The organism is Mesorhizobium sp. M7A.F.Ca.ET.027.03.2.1, assembly GCF_003999175.1.
GTDB lineage: Bacteria > Pseudomonadota > Alphaproteobacteria > Rhizobiales > Rhizobiaceae > Mesorhizobium.
In genome coordinates this window covers 1-2,470 of the sequence record NZ_RZOM01000931.1, presented here as the reverse complement: position 1 = coordinate 2,470, position 2,470 = coordinate 1, and the positions used below count along the sequence as shown (strand labels likewise).

Genomic DNA, 2,470 nt, shown 5'->3' with positions numbered 1-2,470 from the left:
ATAGAAGACGGAGCCGCGGCTGCCGATGCCGGCGATTCGGACTCCGATCGTATCACCTGCGTCGGAGTTGAAATTGGCATCCGGATGGTCTCTATCCTCCAGATAGAGTGCTATCTTCCCGGGCACGGGAAAGGGCTCGATCATTAAGCCGGTCTCGCGGCCTTCTGCGTCGCAGATGGCCAATTCTTTCGCCGGCGGCAGGATGCGCCGCGGCACAAGCGCTGGATCGAGAACGTTGAAAATCGAATTCGCCTCCAGCGTCGCCAGAACCTGCGCCGTTGCATAGATGGCGAAAGGCTGCCGCTCGCGCAGGCTGAGCAGTCCGGCGATATGATCGACATCGGCGTTGGTCAGCACCACCGCGCGAATAGGCGTCGAGCGCAGCGGCGCATCGCCCGCAGGCTGCAGTTCAGGTGTTGCAGCGATTTGCTGGCGAATGTCGGGCGAGGCATTGAAAAGAACCCAGCCGAACCCGTCCGCCGAGGCGGCGACACTTGACTGGGTTCGTGAATGCACGCCGGCCATGCCGGTGCGAGCCGCACGACTCAGACGGTAGTTGCAGTTCCATTGCGGAAAGCCGCCGCCCGCCGCCGATCCGATGATCCTCAAATGCATGAAGATGCCCGCGCGCCGGCTTCTCTGACCTGCAGGCAATTTGCAGTCACAAAAAACGCTTCGCGCACTTTGCGTGCGTCAAAATCTTTCACGAAAATCCATGGGGCGAGGGGATGCGCGCCCCTGTCGCCAGGGACGCGCACCTCTGCGGCCTACTTCTTGGGAGTAATTTCAGCAGGCAGATACCGTGAAATTTCGAAGCCAGCGGCAACCTGACACATGGTCGGTTTTTTCCAGTTCTTCTTCATGACATTTCTCCTCTTATACCAGCCCGAAGGGACCGATCCTGTCGTTAGCCAACCATTGCAGGGCACCGACGCAATGGCTCGTCCATCAAGTCTCAAAATGGACAAATGAAACAATAGGTTTTAAAAAGTTGAAAACAAACTATCGAGAATAATTGCAGTCCTTACTTCAATTGTTCGTTGTGTAGGGTTTTTTCTCCTCCAGTGGAAGGTTTGCATCTTCCCACCCATCAGCGCCGAGCGGATACCAGATTACCGAACGGTAGCCCCACTCGACGGCCCGTTTCGCCGCATTCCACGACATCCAGCAATTCGTCATGCAGTAGAACAGAATCGCGCGCGACTTGTCCGTCCCGGCCTTGGCCTCGAGGCCTTGGCGAAAATAGCTGGCGGTCTCCTGCGAAATAGCGCCGTATCCCACATTGGCCAGCCATATGCTGCCTGGGATGTCCTTTCTGACCTTGTCCCTCCATATGGTTCCTGCCGGCAAATTGGTCGGTTTGGGCGTGTCCGGCATCACGTCGAAGAAGATCGCCTTTTTCGCCCGCCACAGCGCTTCCGCTTCCACCGTCGTCACCACCCTCGCGCCTTGCAGCGTCCGCGGCACCGGCGCCCGATAGTCGTCCATCCGGAAACCGCTGGGTTCGGCGACATCGCCAGCCCATGTCGGCTCGGTCAGACCCAGAAGGATCGCGGCGACCAGCAAGAAAATAGTCTCCCTTCCATTCATTGGGTAATCAGGTTGTCGTGTTCGTCGATCAGCGGCACGTTATAGCTCAGCAGGATCCTGGTGATCTCCGCCTGGTTTTCCCTGATCACCCGGTTGAGCGTCCGCTTCCATTCCTGGTCGGACGGACGTACGCCCATGGTAATGCGGTAAGACATGCGCGAGCCGGTTTTTTCCTTCACCAGTGGAACGATCGTCACATCAGCTCCGAGTTCCTTGGCATAGTAACCTGCCATCGGTCCCCACAGCACCGCCGCATCGATCTTGTGTGCCAGCATGTCCTTGATCATGACCTCCCCCATGGATGGGGTGACGCGCGTATCCACCGCAAGCGGATAGATCTTGGCGGTCCGCAGGAGCTTGTTGGCGGCCATGTTGGCGGTTGGCGGCGTGCTTTCAACGACGCCGATCGTCTTGCCCTTGAGTCTGGGATCCTCGATCGTTTCCACGCCTTCCATATCGTGGCTTTTCGGATGCACAAGCACATAGGCGGAGCGATAGTAGGCGTTGGTGTTCTGCACCAGCTCATCGCCCTGGGCATAGCCCATGATGATGTCGCATCGGTTGGCCCCCAACGTATTGCGCACGAAGCCGGTGATCGTGGGAAACCAGGTGTAGGAGACGGACTTGCGCCCGGTTTTCGCGGCAACCAGCTCTGCCAGCTTGTTTTCGAATCCTTCGCCGCTCTTGTCGGTGAAGGGCATATTCGAGGGATCGGCGCAGACGCGCAAGATGTCGGGGTCGACCAGTTCTCCCGCCGCACCAAGGCCGGCGCTTTGCGCATGCGCATTCGACGGCAGCAAGGCGAGCGTGCCGAGGATCGGCAGAACGACGCGCAGCTTCAATGCATCGCGGCCAATCATGTCACCCACCCATGCAGGAT

3 protein-coding genes are annotated in these 2,470 nt (G+C 58.6%); all 3 read right to left on the bottom strand.

The window, feature by feature from the left end:
- Positions 1 to 525, bottom strand: a 525-nt coding sequence (locus tag EN750_RS29200) for an MBL fold metallo-hydrolase (RefSeq protein WP_245482842.1), incomplete at its 3' end; no start/stop codon positions are given.
- A gap of 504 nt (positions 526 to 1,029) precedes the next feature.
- Positions 1,030 to 1,590 (bottom strand): PQQ-dependent catabolism-associated CXXCW motif protein, encoded by a 561-nt coding sequence (locus EN750_RS29190; RefSeq protein WP_127398821.1) that lies wholly within the window; start codon positions 1,588 to 1,590, stop codon positions 1,030 to 1,032.
- The coding region (locus EN750_RS29185) for a substrate-binding domain-containing protein (protein ID WP_348629633.1) at positions 1,587 to 2,470 on the bottom strand (884 nt) is incomplete at its 5' end. The genes EN750_RS29185 and EN750_RS29190, both read right to left, overlap by 4 nt.

What these genes read in the sequence shown, in the direction of transcription:
- EN750_RS29190 (WP_127398821.1), bottom strand. Translation starts at nt 1,590, where the DNA reads ATGAATGGAAGGGAGACTATTTTCTTGCTGGTCGCCGCGATCCTTCTG.